This window comes from Novacetimonas hansenii (genome assembly GCF_014843995.1).
GTDB classification, from domain to species: domain Bacteria; phylum Pseudomonadota; class Alphaproteobacteria; order Acetobacterales; family Acetobacteraceae; genus Novacetimonas; species Novacetimonas hansenii.
Genome location: NZ_CP062147.1, coordinates 319,401 through 333,633, shown reverse-complemented (window position 1 = coordinate 333,633; position 14,233 = coordinate 319,401). Strand labels below are relative to the sequence as shown.

Annotated in this window: 11 protein-coding genes; 2 read left to right on the top strand and 9 right to left on the bottom strand. The window is 62.1% G+C overall.

All coding sequences use genetic code 11. From position 1 onward, the window contains the following. Position 1 precedes the first annotated feature (1 nt). The gene (locus IFJ82_RS01410) at positions 2 to 913 is read left to right on the top strand and encodes a biotin/lipoyl-binding protein (RefSeq protein WP_003616579.1); all 912 of its coding nucleotides are present in this window, start codon (positions 2 to 4) and stop codon (positions 911 to 913) included. 16 nt (positions 914 to 929) lie between these two features. Beyond that, positions 930 to 2,447, top strand: a complete 1,518-nt coding sequence (locus IFJ82_RS01405; RefSeq protein ID WP_003616582.1) for an efflux transporter outer membrane subunit — start codon at positions 930 to 932, stop codon at positions 2,445 to 2,447. Between the two features lie 320 nt (positions 2,448 to 2,767). Here IFJ82_RS01405 and IFJ82_RS01400 read toward each other — a convergent pair whose 3' ends face one another. From IFJ82_RS01400 to IFJ82_RS01365, 9 genes are all read right to left on the bottom strand, one after another. Continuing rightward, the gene (locus IFJ82_RS01400) at positions 2,768 to 5,137 is read right to left on the bottom strand and encodes a phosphoketolase family protein (RefSeq protein ID WP_192265348.1); all 2,370 of its coding nucleotides are present in this window, start codon (positions 5,135 to 5,137) and stop codon (positions 2,768 to 2,770) included. A 34-nt stretch (positions 5,138 to 5,171) separates the two neighbouring features. Continuing rightward, positions 5,172 to 6,380 (bottom strand): acetate/propionate family kinase, encoded by a 1,209-nt coding sequence (locus tag IFJ82_RS01395; protein WP_192265346.1) that lies wholly within the window; start codon positions 6,378 to 6,380, stop codon positions 5,172 to 5,174. Positions 6,381 to 6,450: 70 nt separating this feature from the next. After that, positions 6,451 to 6,576, bottom strand: coding sequence for a hypothetical protein (locus tag IFJ82_RS15855; protein WP_275403446.1), 126 nt, complete (start codon positions 6,574 to 6,576; stop codon positions 6,451 to 6,453). Positions 6,577 to 6,936: 360 nt separating this feature from the next. Then, on the bottom strand, positions 6,937 to 7,632 hold the full coding sequence (locus IFJ82_RS01390; protein ID WP_081254529.1) for a phosphorylase family protein: 696 nt from the start codon (positions 7,630 to 7,632) through the stop codon (positions 6,937 to 6,939). Positions 7,633 to 7,634: 2 nt separating this feature from the next. Beyond that, positions 7,635 to 9,671, bottom strand: coding sequence for a squalene--hopene cyclase (gene shc / locus IFJ82_RS01385; protein ID WP_080545483.1), 2,037 nt, complete (start codon positions 9,669 to 9,671; stop codon positions 7,635 to 7,637). A gap of 160 nt (positions 9,672 to 9,831) precedes the next feature. Beyond that, a complete protein-coding gene (hpnE, locus tag IFJ82_RS01380) occupies positions 9,832 to 11,130 on the bottom strand; it encodes a hydroxysqualene dehydroxylase HpnE (RefSeq protein WP_003616596.1) in 1,299 nt (432 codons plus the stop codon). Between the two features lie 4 nt (positions 11,131 to 11,134). Then, the gene (hpnD, locus tag IFJ82_RS01375) at positions 11,135 to 12,031 is read right to left on the bottom strand and encodes a presqualene diphosphate synthase HpnD (protein ID WP_075631590.1); all 897 of its coding nucleotides are present in this window, start codon (positions 12,029 to 12,031) and stop codon (positions 11,135 to 11,137) included. 100 nt (positions 12,032 to 12,131) lie between these two features. Continuing rightward, positions 12,132 to 12,998: a squalene synthase HpnC gene (gene hpnC, locus IFJ82_RS01370; RefSeq protein ID WP_003616600.1), complete on the bottom strand. Its 867-nt coding sequence runs from the start codon at positions 12,996 to 12,998 to the stop codon at positions 12,132 to 12,134. Further along, positions 12,995 to 14,230, bottom strand: a complete 1,236-nt coding sequence (locus IFJ82_RS01365; RefSeq protein WP_192265344.1) for a glycosyltransferase — start codon at positions 14,228 to 14,230, stop codon at positions 12,995 to 12,997. The genes hpnC and IFJ82_RS01365 overlap by 4 nt, the downstream gene beginning before the upstream one ends. Between the last annotated feature and the right edge of the window lie 3 nt (positions 14,231 to 14,233).

The following is a 14,233-nucleotide window of genomic DNA, read 5'->3' as shown; positions in this document are numbered from 1 at the left end:
CATGCCTCTCTTGCGCACCCTGATCCGTGTGGTACTGACCCTGGCGGTCGTGGCGATGGCCATCGTCATGGGCGTCACCTTATGGGACACCTACATGATTGCCCCGTGGACACGTGACGGACGTGTGCGCGTCTATGTGGTCGATGTTGCCCCCGAAGTTTCCGGCACGGTGGTCCAGCTACCGGTGGTGGACAACCAGTATGTCCACAAGGGCGACCCGCTGTTCGTGCTTGACCCGGTCCGCTTCCACCTGGCCATCCGCGAGGCGCAGGCCCGCCTTGACGGTGCGCTCGAAGACCTGAAGCTCAAGCAGAATGACGCCCGGCGCCGCATGGGCCTTGGCGGTATCGTCTCTGCCGAAGAACAGGAGGTTTTCAACTCCAACGTGGCGACGCAGATCGCGTCGGTGGATGCGGCCCGTGCGGCCCTTGATCTGGCCAAGCTGAACCTCCAGCGCTCCATCCTGTATTCGCCGGTCAATGGCAACATCACCAACCTGAACCTGCGGGTGGGCGATTACGTCACGGCCGGGCATGCCCGCCTTGCGGTGATTGACTCCGACTCCTACTGGGTCAACGGGTATTTCGAGGAAACGAAGATGTGGGGCGTCCATGTCGGGGACGAAGCACGCGTCAAGCTGATGGGATACAAGGACATCCTGCCTGGCCATGTCGTCAGTATCGCACGTGGCATCAATGACCAGAACGGCAAGCCCGATGGCCTGGGCCTGCAGGACGTCAGCCCGATCTTCACCTGGGTCCGTCTGGCACAGCGTATCCCGGTGCGCATCCATCTGGACCATGTTCCCGACAGCATCACCCTTGCCGCAGGCATGACGGCGACCATCAGCGTCGGCCCGCAGTCCCGTACCCAACGCGGCCATCTGACGACGTGGTTGCAAGACCACCTGTAAGGCGCCAGGCACAACAATGAATATCACCACGATCACCCGCAAGACCGGCCTGTTCCTGAGCGCCGCCCTGGTGCTGGCCGGTTGCACGGTCGGACCGCGTTACCAGCCCGACCGCATGAAGCTGCCCGCCCGCTTCACCGAGGATGACCATCCCGCCACCAAGGAAGAGATCGAGGACACCGACCGGGAGCTGAAACAGTGGTGGCACCTGTTCAAGGACCCCGAGCTGGACAAGCTGGTCGATAAGGCGATCACAGGGAATTATGACCTGCAGGCGGCGGGGCAGCACATCCTTGCGGAACGCGCGATCCGCGATGTGCAGGCGTCGCAATGGTATCCACAGATGGATGCCGATGCGGGTGGTGGTAATGTCCGGTATTCGATCAACATCGAGAACTGGCCGATACGTCCAGGCAACCCGGCCAACCACCCGGATGCGAATTACCTGACCTATGGCATGGCAGGCAGTTGGCAACTTGACGTTTTCGGGCGTATCCGCCGCAGTGTGGAGGCGCAGAAATACGCCGTCGAAGCCACGATTGAGGAACGTCGCGCCCTGATGGTCATGATCCTGTCCGAAGTGGCCAGCGATTACATGATGCTGCGCGACCAGCAATTGCGGCTGGAAATTGCGAACAATAACATCCGTGTGGCCCAGGATGCCTATGACCTGACCAACCGCCTCTACCTCGAAGGGGTGGGCAACACCATGCAGATCGCGCAGGCCAAGGCAGAGCTGGATTCCCAGACCGCCGCGCGCGAACCGCTCAAGACCCATATCTCCCAGATCACGCATGCGCTTGATGTTCTGATGGGGCAGATGCCCGGGACTTCCGAAATCGAACTGAAGGTGGCCAGGCCCCTGCCCAAGGTGCCAGAATTCCCGGCCACCCTGCCATCCATCGTCCTGGCCAACCGCCCGGACATCCGCACGGCCGAACGCCAGTATGCGGAGGCCACGGCACGGATCGGCATGGCCGTGTCACAGCTTTATCCCAATTTCAGCATCCCCATCAGCTTCAACCCGAATGCCTCGGTCATGTCGCAGATGACAGAAGCTGCGACCATGAGCTGGCAGTTCCTGATGATGGCTTCGCTGCCGCTGATGCATGGGGGCAAGCTGACTTCGCAGGTGCGCGCGACACAGGCCGCGGCCGAAGCAAGCCGCCTGAATTACCGCCAGACCGTCCTCAAGGGCTTTAAGGAAGTCGAAGACGCAATGGCCGCCTGGCATGATGATGAGGAACATACCGAACTGCTGGCCAAGGCCGCCGAAGACAGTACACTGGCAAGTGAGCGCGCGCGCAAGCTGTATGGCGCGGGACTGGTCGGCTTCCTCGAAGTCCTGACTACGGAACGCACCACCCTGAACGCGCAAAATGCCGAAGCCATGGCACGGCTGGAACGGTTGCAGGATGCGATCAACCTGTATACCGCCATCGGCGCAGGCTGGCAGGGTGTGGCACTGACCAACACCACGCTGCCGATCTCGCTGGAGAAACAGAACTTCCTTGCGCACCTGTTCCAGCAGTAATCCACACGGGATTACATGGGTCACGAACTGATTATGATGCCCGTTTCCAGTTGCATGAAAATAACTGGAAACGGGTATTTTTATATTATGCAGGACGTGTCTTCTTGTTTGCAGAAACAATGAAAAAAGACGTTCATGTCATAACCACAAGAAGATTTCAGGAAATATTTCCATAAGAACTTTGAAAATATTTCCTGTTTTCAAAATTGGTCATGACAGGAAAATACCGCCCGAAAAAAATACCGGCAGCAAGCCATGCTCACTGCCGGTACCAGAAGATCACAGCCGGATCAGATGATCCGGGTCAGCGCCGACAAACCTTATGACCAGCGCCAGTTCCGCACTTCCGGCAGGTCCTGCCCGTATTGCGCGACATAACGCTTATGCTCGTTCAGCTTGTCATTGATCAACTGGTTGGCATAGGCCGCCTTGACCGCAAGGGCGGGCACGCGGCGGATCACGTTCTGCACCAGATGGAACCGGTCCAGATTGTTGCGCACCGTCATGTCGAACGGTGTCGTGGTCGAACCTTCCTCACGATAGCCATGAACGTGGAAGTTGCGGCAGTTGGTCCGCTTGTAGATCAGCTTGTGAATCAGCGCGGGATAGCCATGGAAGGCGAAGATCACCGGCTTGTCCACGGTGAACAGGCTGTCGAACACTGCATCGTCCAGACCGTCGGGATGTTCCTGCGGGGTCTGCAACGTCAGCAGGTTCACCACATTGATGACACGGATTTTCAGGTCCGGCAGATGTTCATTCAGGATCTGCGTCGCGGCCAGTGCCTCGATGGTGGGGACATCACCGGCGCAGGCGATCACGACATCGGGCTCACCCCCCTTGTCATTGCTGGCCCATTCCCAGATGCCAATTCCCTGCGCGCAATGTTCAATGGCGGCATTCATATCCAGCCACTGTGGCTCCGGCTGCTTGCCCGCCACGATAACGTTCACGCGGTCACGACTTTCCAGACAGGTCTTGGCCGTGCATAGCAGCGTGTTCGCATCGGGCGGCAGGTACACGCGGACGGTCTTGGCCTTCTTGTTCAGGACATGGTCGATGAAACCCGGGTCCTGATGGCTGAACCCGTTATGGTCCTGACGCCAGACATGCGATGTCAGCAGATAGTTAAGCGAGGCGATCGGCGCACGCCATGCCACTTCATCAGCCTGCTTGATCCACTTGGCATGCTGGTTGACCATCGAGTCGACAATGTGAATGAACGCCTCGTAGCACGACATGAAGCCATGGCGGCCCGTCAGCAGGTAACCTTCCAGCCAGCCCTGACAGGTATGCTCGCTAAGGATTTCCATCACATGGCCATCAACGGACAGATGGTCATCGTAATCGAACGTCTCGGCGTTCCATGCGCGGTTCGTAACGTCAAGCACAGCGTTAAGGCGGTTCGAATTGTTCTCATCGGGTGCCAGCACGCGGAAATTGCGTGATGACAGGTTTTCCTTCATCACGTCACGCAGCCACGATCCCAGCACGCGCGTCCCCTCACCCAGCGCATGGCCTGGCGCTTCCACCGTCACGGCATAGGGCGCCACGTCCGGCAGGCGCAGGTCGCGACGCAGCAGGCCGCCATTCGCATGGGGGTTGGCACTCATACGGCGGTTGCCCTTGGGCGCAAGCGCCGCAATTTCGGGCATCAGCGTGCCGTTTTCGTCAAACAGTTCCTCTGGCCTGTAGCTGTGCAGCCATTCATCAAGCAGCTTGAGGTGCGCAGGATTGCCAAGGTCGGTAAAGGGCACCTGATGGGCGCGCCAGTATCCTTCGACCCGCTGGCCGTCCACCGTCTTGGGGCAGGTCCAGCCCTTGGGCGTGCGCATGATGATCATGGGCCATATGGGCCGTTCGGTCCTGCCTTCGGTGCGGGCGGCCGTCTGGATGGCGTCGATGCGGGCAAACGCCGTGTTCATCGCATTCGCCATGGCCTGATGCACCACGTCGGGCACGTCACCTTCGACCACGATCGGGTCATAGCCATAGCCCTTGAACAGGGAGACCAGTTCCTCGGGCGAGATACGCGCCAGAACGGTGGGGTTCGCGATCTTGTAGCCATTGAGGTGCAGGATCGGCAGGACCGCGCCATCGGTCTTGGGGTCAAGGAACTTGTTGCTGTGCCACGATGTCGCCAGCGGCCCGGTTTCCGCCTCGCCATCACCGACGACGCAGGCGGCGATCAGGTCGGGGTTGTCGAACACCGCACCATAGGCATGCGACAGGGAATATCCCAGTTCGCCACCTTCGTTGATGGAACCCGGCGTGGTGGGGGCAGCATGGCTGGGGATGCCACCGGGGAAGGAGAACTGCTTGACCAGCCGCGCCAGCCCGTCCGCGTCCTGCGACACTTCGGGGAAATACTCGCTATAGGTGCCTTCAAGATAGGTGTTGGCAATCACACCCGGCGCCCCGTGGCCCGGCCCCGCGATGAACAGGATGCTGCGATCCTGTTCACGAATGATGCGGTTGAGGTGGAGATACAGGAAATTCAGCCCCGGCGTGGTGCCCCAGTGCCCCAGCAGGCGTGGCTTGGTATCCTCAAGCTTCAGCGGCTCGCGCAGGAGCGGATTGGCCAGCAGGTAGATCTGCGCGATCGACAGATAGTTGGCCGCGTGCCACCATTTGTTGAATAATGCCAGTTCCTGTGCCGATAATGGCGTGGTGGATGCTGTCTCACTCATCTGCGTCCCCTTCGAAACAAATTGTCCGTGTCCGTTACGCCAGACACATCATCACATGGCGGCGGATCGTCGTTTCCTCATCCGTCGGAATGACCCGCACCTCGACCTTGCTGTCGGATGTGCTGATAATTTCGCTGTTCGCGATATTCGCGGCAGCATCGAGCCGCACGCCCAGCCATTGCAGCCGCGCACAGATCGCAGCACGCACGATGGCGTCATTTTCCCCAATGCCCGCCGTGAAGACCAGTCCGTCCAGCCCCTGCAACGACGCGGCCATCATGCCCGCTTCCTGCACAAAGCGATAGACGAACAGCTCCAGCGCCGCGCTGACGGCGGGATCGTGGGCGGCGCGCGCATGCAGGTCACGCATGTCATTGGACACCCCCGAAACCCCCAGCAGGCCGGAGTCGTGGTACAGCACCTTTTCGATCGCTGCTGCGTCCAGCCCTTCTTCCCTGAGCATGTAAAGGATCACACCCGGGTCAAGATGACCGCAGCGTGTGCCCATCATCAGCCCGTCCAGCACCGAAAACCCCATCGTGGTATCGATACTGTGCCCTTCATGCATGGCGCACAGGCTGGCACCGCTGCCGACATGCGCCACGATACAGCGACCACCCGCCAGATGCGGCGCGCGCGCGCGCAGCCAGTTGGCGATATATTCATATGACAACCCATGGAAACCATACCGCCGCACGCCCTTGGCGGCATAGGAACGCGGCAGGGCCTGTGCCTGCGCGACAGGGGGCATGGTATGGTGAAAGGCCGTATCGAAACACGCGACCTGCGGCAGGTCGGGCCGCTGTGCCATCAGCGCGCGCGCGGGCGCCAGACTGCCGGGCTGATGCAGGGGGGCAAACGGCGTCAGCGCCGTCAGGGCGGCCAGCACATCGGGTGTGATGCGCACCGGGCGGATGAAATCCGGCCCGCCATGGACAACACGGTGCCCCACCCCCATCAGTTCGACATGACCCAGATGTTCGCCCACCCACTCCATCAGGGTGGCCATGGGGCCATGATGCGCATCAGGCGTCCCCGCTTCCTGGGCGTCCCAGCTTTCATCAAGCAGGACCTTGCCGTCCGCATCCCTGGCGCGGAAATGCGGATGGGTGCCAATGCCCTCCACCTCGCCCGAGGCGATGCGGTGGCTGGGACTTGTGGGGGTATCGGTCGGGTCAATGCGGAACAGGGCGAATTTCAGGCTGGACGACCCTGCATTCAACGCCAGAACAGCCTTTGTCATGCCCGTCTTTCCTTTCCCGACACCCACCGACATCCTATCGACTATCGACCCTGCGACACATTGACGCGAATCAATTCCGCATCGCCGCCGCTGCATCGCGAACGTGCGGCATCAGCGCCGGATTGCTGTCATTCTTTGAAACATAGCGCAAAAACAGCAGGATATTCCACAGATGGCTGATGCCCGGTACCTGCATGGGAACACACATGTCGCCCATGCGTGGTGACACACCCTCTGCAAGGGCGCAGCCCTTGACCCGCCCAAAGGGCATCGCCCTCTGAAAACCGGCCATTCAGAGGTTTTTAAAAAAGAAAGACCCCATAACTTCCTGAGATATTATAAGTTTTTTTAGTGAAGCTTTCCCCGAAAAGCTTCAAAAAGAGTGTCATCTTCTTAAAGATTTCTTGAAAACAAATCATTGATAGAAAATCAGAAAAGTTTTTGGGTGCCGCCTTTTTTCAAAAAGGCGGCGTCTTCTGAAGATTTTTGGAAAAAGCTTCACCAAAAACCTTTATGATTTTCAAACCACCTCTTTAAAGACAAAGAAGGCAGCATATCAGTCCGGGTCAAACCGCCGCCGCAACATGGCGCGCGCGGCCTTGCGGGCCATACCCGCATCCCGTCCCACTTCGATCAGGGCCGGGATCTGCCCCGGATGGGCCAGCACATTGCGCAGGATCGCGCCCAGTGCGATCCCCCCGCCCGGCTGCAACGCCACCACGGCGGCGGGGGGCAAGGTGCGGTCCGCCGGGTCGCACACGACACGCAGGACCGCGAACGCAACCTTGCGCTCGGAACACAGCGTCGCCACCACGCCACTTTCCATATCCAGCCCTTCGCACCCGCTCTGCGCAAACAGTTCGGCTTTCTCCTGCCGGTCGGAGACGATCACATCACTGTGTAGCAGATCCCCGCGCTGCACCGTCCGCAGCCCCTGCCCCAGCCAGTCGGAAAAGGCCGGATCGGTGGGGATACGCGCCCCATCGACCACAACATGACGTGGCAACAGGACAATCCCCGGATACAGCGCCGGGTCCAGACCCGCGGCCAGCCCGAACGACAGAACCGCATCCACCCCGGACGTCAGCAGGATGGAGGTCGCACGCCGTGCGCCATCAAGCGTCGCGCCACTGATGCCAAAGCGCGCGGCGGGGAAGAACGGGCGGATCAGGGCGGCCTCCGCCTCCATCCCGACCACGATCCCAAGACGGGTGAAGGGCACCACAACCGTGGCCTGCATGCTGTTATCCATAATCAGAATCCATACCCCACGCGGCCACTATTGCTGTTTTGCAGGTTGCGATAGCGCGACAGCGCCATCAGCGGAAAAAACTGTCGGTAGCCATGATACCGCAGGTAAAACACCTTGGGAAAACCGACGGCATTATACGGCTCTTCGGCCCACTCGCCATCCGTACCCTGCGTCCGGGCCAGATACGCCACACCACGCGCAACCGCCGCATCATCCTTCAGGCCCGCAGCCATCATGCCCAGCACGGCCCATGCGGTCTGCGACGGCAGGCTCTGGCCATATTCACCATGGGGGCCACCTTCGTAGGATTCACATCCCTCACCCCAGCCACCATCCGCGCGTTGCCTGCACCGCAGCCAGTCTGTGGCGCGGACGACCATCGGGTCGTCCTTTGCCACATTCGCCGCGTTCAGCGCACACAGCACCGACCAGGTGCCATAGATGTAATTGGTGCCCCAGCGGCCGAACCATGACCCGTCCGCCTCCTGCTCCGTGCGCAGGTAATCAAGACCGCGTTCGATGCACGGGCGATCCACACCATGGCCAAGCTGCGCAAGGAAGGAAATGCAACGTGCCGTCACATCGGCGGTCGGCGGGTCAAGCAGCGCCCCATGATCGGCGAAAGGAATGTGGTTGAGCACATCAAGGTCGTTATCAATGTCAAACGCCCCCCAACCGCCATTGCTGCTTTGCATGCCAATGATCCAGTGGCGTGCGCGCTCCAGCGCTTCGGCATTGGCCGGATCGCCCGCACGGTGCAGCAGCATGCCCACCACCGCCGTGTCGTCCACGTCGGGGTAGTAGTCATTGTTGTACTGGAACGCCCAGCCACCGGGCTTCACATCCGGGCAGTTCATCGCCCAGTCACCCTTGACGTCAAGGATCTGGCGTCCACGCAGCCATTGGGCAGCCTTCGCCAGCTTCTCCTTCGTCGCCTGTGGTGCAATGCCATCAGGACCGGTGGCGGATTCGATCATGGCGTGCCCCGCAAGGCCGGTGTCCCATATGGGGGACGCGCAGGGCTGGCAATAGGTTTCCCTGCCCTGATTGACCAGCAGGCGCTGCACCGCTTCCCACGCTGTCGCGGCGCGGGGGTCGGTATCGGGCACGCCCAGTGCGCGGAACATCATGACGGTATTGGCCATGGCGGGATAGATCGCGCCCAGCCCATCCACGCCATTAAGGCGTTTTTCAACGAAGTCCACGGCGGCACGGATCGCACGACGGCGCGTTTTACGCGGGAAAAAACGTTCCGCTGGATGCAGTACCCTGTCCAGATACTGAAACACATGCCCCCAACGGGAACGGTACGGCCCCCGGACCCAATCGCGCACCCTGTCGGGCGGGGTTACGAACAGTTCGGGGATATGGACACCGCGCGGGTTCAGCGCACAGGGCCGCACGGCCCCCAGCACCAGCAGGGGCGCGATGACCGTCCGCGACCAGTACGACATGTTCCATACCGAAAACAGCGCCTTGCGCGGCATCAGCATCAGTTCGACCGGCATGGCGGGTGCGGCGTGCCATGGCACCTCCCCAAACAGCGCAAGCTGCAGGCGAGTGAACACGTTGGTGCGTTCCGCACCACCATGATGCAGGATTGCCGCCCGGGCACGGATCATGTGCGGGGCATTGATGTCGTCGCCAATGGCCTTGAGGGCAAAATACGCCTTGACCGACGCGGAAAGGTCGAACCTGCCATTTTCATACAGGGGCCAACCACCATGCGCGCCCTGGATACGACGCAGATAGATGCCAATCCGCTTTTCCAGCGCCGGGTCGATCCGATCAAGGAAATGTTCGAGCAAGACATATTCAGCCGGAATGGTGGCGTCCGCCTCCAGGGGGAAAACCCAGTGGCCGTCTTCCTTCTGTCGCTGTCCCAACGCGGCCTGCGCACGGGTGACGGCCGCATCAAGGTCCGCCGCCGCCAATGGCGCATCAGGTCTGACCACCTTTGTGGCGGTGCGCCTGCGTGTCGTCGTGGTCTTGCGGGCCGGGGCCTTGCGGGTCGTCGTCGTTTCAGGTTTCTGCGCCATAATCCCATATTCCCCCATTATCCGGCAGGGGCCTGTTCCAGATTCAAAAAAATTTCCGGTGTGGCCTTCTGAAACACGCGTCAAAAGACGTCATATTTTTGGAAAAAGGCCGCACCCGAAAACTTTTTTCTTTATCAAGCAGCTATTTTCAAACAGCCGTTCATGCACCGTGGCGCTGCCGGACGGCCTGCGCCGCGGCAACACCAGAACGGATCGCGCCCTCGATCGTGGCGGGCAGGCCGGTTTCCGTCCAGTCCCCGGCCAGCATCAGGTTGGGCAACATCGTGCGCGTGGCGGGCCGCAGCCGATCCTGCGCCGGGGTTGCGGCGAAGGTCGCGCGCTTTTCACGCACGATGCGCATCGGCGGCATGTCCACCGGCAGGGCCATCGTCAACGCGGGGTCAAGGGCTGCGCGCACCTCCCCCCAGATGGTGCGGGCCAGAGCGTCGGTGTCATATGCGGCATAACGGTTGGCGGCGCTGACGGTCACAGACAGGATGTGCCCCTTGATGAACACCCATTCGCTGATCCCTCCCACCAGACCGATAAAGCGCGCCTGCGCCAGCGCACCGGTCGCCACGGGCACATAAGGCATGGCGAAATGCGCGTTCACGATGGCCTCGAACTGGTCCGGGGCGCTGAACCCGGGAAGCTGTCCCTCCAGCAGGGAGGCCGCGACCGGTGCAGGCGTTGCCATGATCACCGCGTCCCCCGGACCAATGGCGATATCCTGCCCCGTTGCGCGCAGCATGGTGACGCGCCCGTCCCCGGCCTCCACCGCACTGATGCGCACGCCGGTCTGGACCTGTGCCTTCATCAGCGCGAGGTGCGACAGCGCCGGATCAACGAAACTTTCGGACAGCCCGTCCTGCGGGAAGCGTGGCAGGCAATGCCGCCCCCCCTGCGCCAGGCTTTCACGCACCACTGCGCCCAGCAATGCCGCACTGCCGACGTCGGGCATGGTGTTGAGGACGGAAATCGCAAACGGTTCCAGCAGGCGCGACGACAGCGCACCGGGCATCAGGCAGTCCGACACCACGATATCGGGGGCTGCCTCCATCAGGCGCATCAGGCTGCGCAGTTCCCCCAGCCGCATGCCCGGCACACGGCGCCGGCGCGACAGCACCCACAACGGAACCTTCCCGCGCGACAGGTCCAGCGTCCAGCGCGCACGGTCCGCAAGGTCGATGAAGGGGAAGACCGGGCGTGACGGCCCCGTCAACGTATCCTGCGCGCCAATCAGCCCAAGATAGCGGTTGACCGCCCGATTGCCCGACAGCAGCAGGTGGTTGCCATTGTCGATGCGACAGCCAAGATGTTTGTCCACATATGAACGCGCCCGCCCGCCACAGGCCGGTCCGGCCTCGTACACCGTGACGCGTTCCCCGGCACCCGCCAGTTCAACGGCCGCCGACAGGCCCGCAAGGCCGCCGCCGACGATATGGATATGTCCGCTCATGCGTTCAGGCCACCAGCGCGCGGGCTGCAATCAGCAGCTTGCGCGGGCGCGACAGCGAAACACGGTGCGACAGGTCGCGCCACCCATGGCGTTCCTGCGCGGACAGGATCGCGGCATAGGTCGCGCCCATCACGCGCGCAGGGCGCATGGCCCGGCGGTTGCACCGGCGCATCGCGGCATCCGCGGCGCGGAAATGGTCATGTGCCCGTCCCGCCAGAATGCGTCCCACCGCATCCAGTCCCGCCGCATGGCATGCCCCCTGCGGGGTCAGCGGCACATCGAAACGCGACAGCAGTTCAGCAGGCAGGTACAGCCGCCCGATCCGCGCGTCCTCCGCCACGTCACGCAGGATATTGGTAATCTGCAACGCACGGCCAAGGTGATGGGCCACCTTGTCCGCCTCGGCCGAGGCATCGCCGAACACACGCACAGACAGACGCCCCACGGCAGAGGCGACACGATCGCAATACAGGTCAAACGTCGCCTCGTCCGGGGCGACGATGGGGCCACGCGCATCCATTTCCATGCCGTCGATCACGGCATTGAAATCCTCCTGCCGCAGACCGAACATACGGATGGTGGACAGAAGTACACGATCCAGCGCATCGTCCGCCTGTCCCGCATACAGCCGCGCGATACGTGCCCGCCATGCATCAAGCCGGTCGCATTTGTCCCGGGCTTCGCCTTCGTCATCGGCCACGTCATCCACCAGGCGACAGAAGGCATACACGGCATACATCCCATACCGCCGGTCCGGCGGCAGGATCTGCATACCCTTGCCAAAGGACGTGCCCGACGCCGTTACCACCGCCTCGACCTGCATCAGGTCCGTGGGGTCGCATCCCAGTGGGGCCGTGCCATGTGGGGTCGTGCCATCATGCCGCGCGCGCAAAAAAACCATCCCCGCGTTTTCCGTTCCATCCAAGGTTCACAATGTCTGCCGGACGTTCTTTAACGGCAATTACCCTAACGGCAAAATCCGCCTGCCGACATGCGCGGCATCAGCGGCGGATGACACGCAGCGCACCGCCCATCGCCGCCAGCATGTCGCCACGTGACAGCTTGACCCGCCCCGCCAGCGGGTCCTCACGCCGCAGGCGGGCGGCAAGACGCTTTGACAGGCCAACGATCACCGCACATTCCATGCGCATACGCCGGTCATGCACCAGCGCGGGCAGGCGGGATGCTTCGTCATTGAGGCGGTCCACACCGTCCAGCATCGCGTCGAACACACGGCGCAGGGCAGGCAGGGCATAGGGGCCATACAGATCCTCCACCTGCGCGCCCTCGCGCGCCATCCATTCGCGCGGCAGGTAACAACGATCGAGCGCACGCAGGTCATCCGCACAATCCTGCAGGTGGTTGATGACCTGCAACGCCGTGCATAACGCATCGGACGGACCTGCCGTCTCCGGCCCCTCACCATGCAGCGCCAGCAGGAACCGCCCCACCGGATTGGCGGAATAGCGGCAGTATTCCAACAGTTCGTCCCACGTGTCGTACCGGTTCTTGACCGCATCCTGACGGAAGGCGACGATCAGGTCGGTTGCGGTTTCAACCGGCACGCCCGTACGCGCAAACATCTCGCGCACCCTTGCCGCCGTCTGTGCATCGGGACGGGCGGGGGCGGCCACGGTGCCGCGCACCACACCCTCCATGGCATCAAGGCGGTCGATCTTCGCCTGCGGGTCAAGCTTCGTGCTGTCCACGATATCGTCGATGACACGGGCAAAATCATAATAGGCATGGACATGCGGACGCTGGTCGCGGCTGATCAGCAGGGAGCCGACAGGAAAATTCTCATCCCCCGCCCCCTTGCCAGACGAGACGTCCTCGCTTCCCCATGCGTCGTGTTCGGCTTTACTCACCCTATGTCATCCCCTGTCATTGTCCTGTTCATGACCGCACCACCGGCTTCGGGATGGGTATAGGTCGAAATCGCCCCATCGGCATCGGTATAGGCACGGCTTTTCCACACCACGCCCCGTCCCCGATGGTGATTGATGGCCGACCCGATGGTCGCCAGTGTATAAAAACCCGCCACAACCGGCAGCAACAGCGCCCACGCGGGCATCAGGTTGAACCGGCGCAGCGTGGGGGTGTACGACGCCATCGACATAACCCACGCCGCAGCCCCCAACAGGCAGGCCGCGCCATGGGTAAACAGGGCAAGTTCCATCGGCACGATCCACACCACGATCATCCCGATCACCGTCGCAAGCAGCCTCCACGGCGAATATCGCAGTTGCACATATGCCGTGCGCGCCACCATGCGCCAGATATCATGCGGGTGGGGATAGGGCCGGATGGAACGGGCAAGGCAGCTATGCCCCAGATAGATCTTCCCGCCCCCATGCTTGATACGCGCGGCAAGCGTGCAATCGTCGATCAGTGCGCCGCGCAGGCTGTCGATCCCGCCAATCCGTGCAAGCGCCGTCCGACGCACAAGAATTGTCCCACCGGCGGCCCCGGCGGTTTTGCTGCGCGGATCGTTGACGCTGGCGAAGGGATAGAGCAGGGCAAAGAAAAAGACGAAGGCCGGGACCAGCATGCGTTCGGCGGGACTGACGCAGTGGAGCTGCACCATTTCCGACACCTGATCGAGGCCGCTCCCCTCCGCCCAGGCCACAAGGGTGGAGACATGGCGCGCATCATGGGTGATGTCCGCATCCGTCAGCAGGACGAACCCATCGGTCGCGGGACACAGGCGCGCGACCTCCGCCATGCCCTGGCTTACAGCCCAGAGCTTACCGCTCCACCCCGCGGGGCGGGGCCTGCCGGCCACGACCGTCAGGCGTTTTTTCGGATCGGCCACCTTGCGCGCCAGTCGTCCCGTCCCATCGGTGCTGCCATCATCAACGACGATGACATGCAACCGCCCCGGATAATCCTGCGCCAGCAGGGACGAAAGACATTGCGTGATCGCCGCGGCCTCATCACGCGCGGGCACCACGACACAGACGTCGGGGCATCGCCTGCGGTCAAGCTGCCTGCCACCCACCGGGGCAAGGATCGGGCCAGCCTGCCAGAAACGCCCGTGGAAGAAGATCAGCCACCCCCATATGGCCAGCGCCAGCCCCGCAATGGCGATAAGCAGCATGCC